Origin of the sequence: Mycobacterium sp. 852014-52144_SCH5372336 (assembly GCF_001665615.1) — a bacterium.
GTDB classification, from domain to species: Bacteria; Actinomycetota; Actinomycetes; order Mycobacteriales; family Mycobacteriaceae; genus Mycobacterium; species Mycobacterium neumannii_A.
On sequence record NZ_LZSW01000044.1, the window covers coordinates 1 to 3,341 of the forward strand.

General features: G+C 62.0%; 3 protein-coding genes. All 3 read left to right on the forward strand.

Going from position 1 to position 3,341, the window contains the following annotated elements; all coding sequences use genetic code 11:
* The first annotated feature begins 258 nt into the window (after positions 1 to 258).
* The 3 genes from A5759_RS10490 to A5759_RS10500 all read left to right on the forward strand — a co-directional run bounded on the left by A5759_RS10490 (position 259) and on the right by A5759_RS10500 (position 3,201).
* Positions 259 to 1,365, forward strand: coding sequence for a site-specific integrase (locus tag A5759_RS10490; protein ID WP_068197143.1), 1,107 nt, complete (start codon positions 259 to 261; stop codon positions 1,363 to 1,365).
* On the forward strand, positions 1,362 to 1,709 hold the full coding sequence (locus A5759_RS10495) for a helix-turn-helix transcriptional regulator (protein ID WP_068197146.1): 348 nt from the start codon (positions 1,362 to 1,364) through the stop codon (positions 1,707 to 1,709). Before A5759_RS10490 ends, A5759_RS10495 begins: the two co-directional genes overlap by 4 nt.
* A 76-nt stretch (positions 1,710 to 1,785) precedes the next feature.
* Positions 1,786 to 3,201, forward strand: a complete 1,416-nt coding sequence (locus tag A5759_RS10500) for a recombinase XerD (RefSeq protein ID WP_068197160.1) — start codon at positions 1,786 to 1,788, stop codon at positions 3,199 to 3,201.
* Positions 3,202 to 3,341: the final 140 nt, after the last annotated feature.

The window sequence follows — 3,341 nt, forward strand, 5'->3', positions numbered from 1 at the left end:
TTTGTCTGCATATTGCATCAGATGAATCACTGTCTTCACTCCCGGTTGCCGTGACTCGTCACGCGATCTTCGGGCGAGACCCATGCTGAGCTGCGCTGATATGGCCGTCGAAGCAGTCCTCCAAAGGGCTTGGCAATCCGGTCTCTCTCAACGCGTGTAGCCGATCGCTGAGAAGTATGGCGCTGAGGTGCGCCGATGTGGTAATGATTCATTGTATGATTCAATGATTCAGCACCCGAGCCCACCCCGGAGGCCGTTTTGCCTGTCGATAAGAGCGGCCGGTTCTACGTTGTCGACTCAGTTCCGCTGCTGCATCCTGAGGCACAAACGGTTGCGGAGATGCTCGAGGGATGGCGCAATCAGCAACTGTGCCGCAACCTCGCGCACGACACGATCGAACAGCGGATCGGGCTCGTTGAGCGGTTTCTGGCCTACACCAATGAGTTTCCGTGGACGTGGACACCGGCGATGGTTGAGGAGTTCTTCAGCGACCTGCGCTCGATATCGCGCCGTAGACAGTCGACGATCCGCGGATACCAGAACGCGTTACGCCTGTTCTGTTCCTATGTCAGTCATCCCGACTACGGCTGGGATCGGGTGTGCGAGCAGCGATTCGGTACCCATCCCGCCCAGGTGTTCTTCGAGTGGAACACCGCCGCACATGTCCAAGACAATGAACAGTCGCCGACAAAGCGGGCCTTCACCAAACAGGAACTCCAAAAGTTCTTCGACCACGCCGATGACCAAGTTGTGCTGATCGCCGCGTCGGCGCGCAAGGGATGGTTGCCGGCCTACCGTGACGCGGTGATGTTCAAACTCGCCTACTCCTACGGCCTGCGGTTTAACGAACTCCGACACCTACAGACTGTTGACTTCGCCCGTAATCCACACGCCCGCGAGTTCGGCCGCTACGGCGTCACCCACGTCCGCTACGGCAAAGCGAAACGTGGATCCGCGCACAAACGCCGCAGTGTACTGACCGTCTTCGACTGGACGCCGGAGGTGATCGCCGACTGGCTGGCCCACGGACAACAATGCATGGACGACGGCATCGACCTGTTCCCCAGCGAGCGCGGAGCGCTGGTGGGCGAAGACACGCTGCTGCGCCGGTTCCGCCGCTACTGCAACGACCTCGGCCTGTCGGCCGGACTGGACCTGCACTCGCTGCGCCGTTCCTATGCCACCCACCTTATTGAAGATGGCTGGGACCCGATGTTCGTCCAGCACCAGTTGGGCCATGAACACGCCAGCACCACAGCGCTATACACCTGCGTGTCCAGCGATTTCCGCATCCGCACGCTGCGCCGGGTACTCGACGCGACGCTCGATGACGCACTCGGACTCAGCCTGCAGGAGGACTCGTGAAACGACAAGTCGACTACCACTGGCGACTGCCAGAAATCATGGCCGCCCATGGTCTGCACAACAGCACCGACCTGATCCCTCGGCTCGCCGAACGCGGTGTCGTGCTGTCGCGGCCGCAGGTGTATCGAGTGGTATACCAACGGCCCGAACGGCTCTCATTGCATCTGCTGGCCGCACTGTGCGACATCTTTGACTGCGGAGTCGAGGACATTCTGACCGTCACCGCCAGCGACGTCCGCCGCAAGAAAGCCGCCGCATCAACTACGACGGAGCGCCCGAACGTCGTCGACCTGAATAAATCCGCGCGTCCCCGCCGGGCCCGCGTGATCCGCGATGACGATTAACCCCAACCGGCGACCCGCCTCCCGCGGACGACCCCAGGTACGCAACGGAGCCTTAGGCTGCACCCGATGCCACCGTATGGCCAACCAGCTACGTGTGAACTGGCCGACCGAGCAGCTGTGCAACAGCTGCTTTTACACCGCGATGCGCACCCGCGGCACCTGTCCCATCTGCGGGCACGACGGCGTACTACCCGGCCGGCTCAACCACACGGATCCGCGACCGGTATGCCTGTCATGCGCCAGCATCCCCGGCCACTACCGATGCGCAACCTGTCACACCGAAGGCCAGATCTACCGCGCCGGGCAATGCGCACGCTGCGCACTTCGCGAGGACCTCACCGCTCTAATGATCGACGGCGCCGCGCACCCAGCGACCATGAGCACCATCGTAACCATCCTCTGCGAAGTCGACCGGCCCGAAAGCATCCTGTCCTGGAAACGCTCCCCCACCGTTCGAGCGCTGCTGACCGGCCTGGCCGGTGGAGATATCCCGCTCAGCCACGACGGTCTTGATGCCGCCGGCCAAAGCCGACAGGTCTCACATCTACGCAGCCTGCTCGAGCACCACGGCCTGCTCCCAAAACGCGATGAACCCCTGGCCCGTTTCCAGTCCTGGCTGGCCTCCAAACTCGACACCATCCGCGAACCCGCTATCCGAGCCCCCGTCGAACAGTTCGCCACCTGGCATCATCTACACCGCCTACGCCGAAACTCCGCATCAGGGCAAACCTCCCATGGCCCAACACATTCAGCCAGACAAGAGACCAGCGAGACAATCAAGTTCCTCACCTGGCTGCATGAAACCCATCACCGCACCGCGGCGACCTGCCGACAGCAAGACATCGACGAGTGGCTTGCCACCGGACCGACAACCCGCACCAAGATCCGCACGTTCATCGCCTGGACCCACAAGAGCAAGATCAACACCGCGCTGCACCTCGACGCCCCACACGCCAAAAACACCCGCTTGCTGACCCAGGACCAGCGGCTGGCATGGATTAGAGAACTACTCATCGGCGACACGGAATCACTGCCCTACCGTATCGCCGGCACGCTACTGCTGCTCTACGCCCAACCCCTGATGAAAATCGTCGCCCTGCCCACAGCGGCAATCACTATCAACCAACGCCAGACGCGCATATCGCTTGGGGCTGAACCCGTTCCAGTACCTGAACCCTTCGCCGAGCTGCTCAACCATCACCTGCACAACCGGCCCAACCTTCGAACCGCCGGAGGAAGCGTCGCTAACCCATGGCTATTCCCCGGCCACCGCGCCGGCAAGCACCTCGATCCACACACCATGATGATGGCGCTGCGCACCCTGGGTATTGACCTGCTCGGCGCGCGCAATTCCGCGCTGCAAAACCTCGTCGCCGAGATACCCCCGCCCGTCGTGGCCCACCTCCTGGGCTACAGCCACAATTGCACCCAACGACATGCACAACTCGCAGGGCAACCATGGTCGCGCTACCCCACAGCAACAGAAATCTGACCAACGCGGACCGCGGTGAGTATCCACGACCGACCTGCGGCCAGCCCCGTCCCGCCTACCAAACGATGCCGCCACCACTAGCTCGTAGAGGTGCACGCACGCCCCAATACGACGAATCCGAATATGCAGGGTTACCGGTA

Coding starts and splice junctions, on each gene's coding strand:
- A5759_RS10500 (WP_068197160.1), top strand. CDS start 1,786: ATGGCCAACCAGCTACGTGTGAACTGGCCGACCGAGCAGCTGTGCAAC.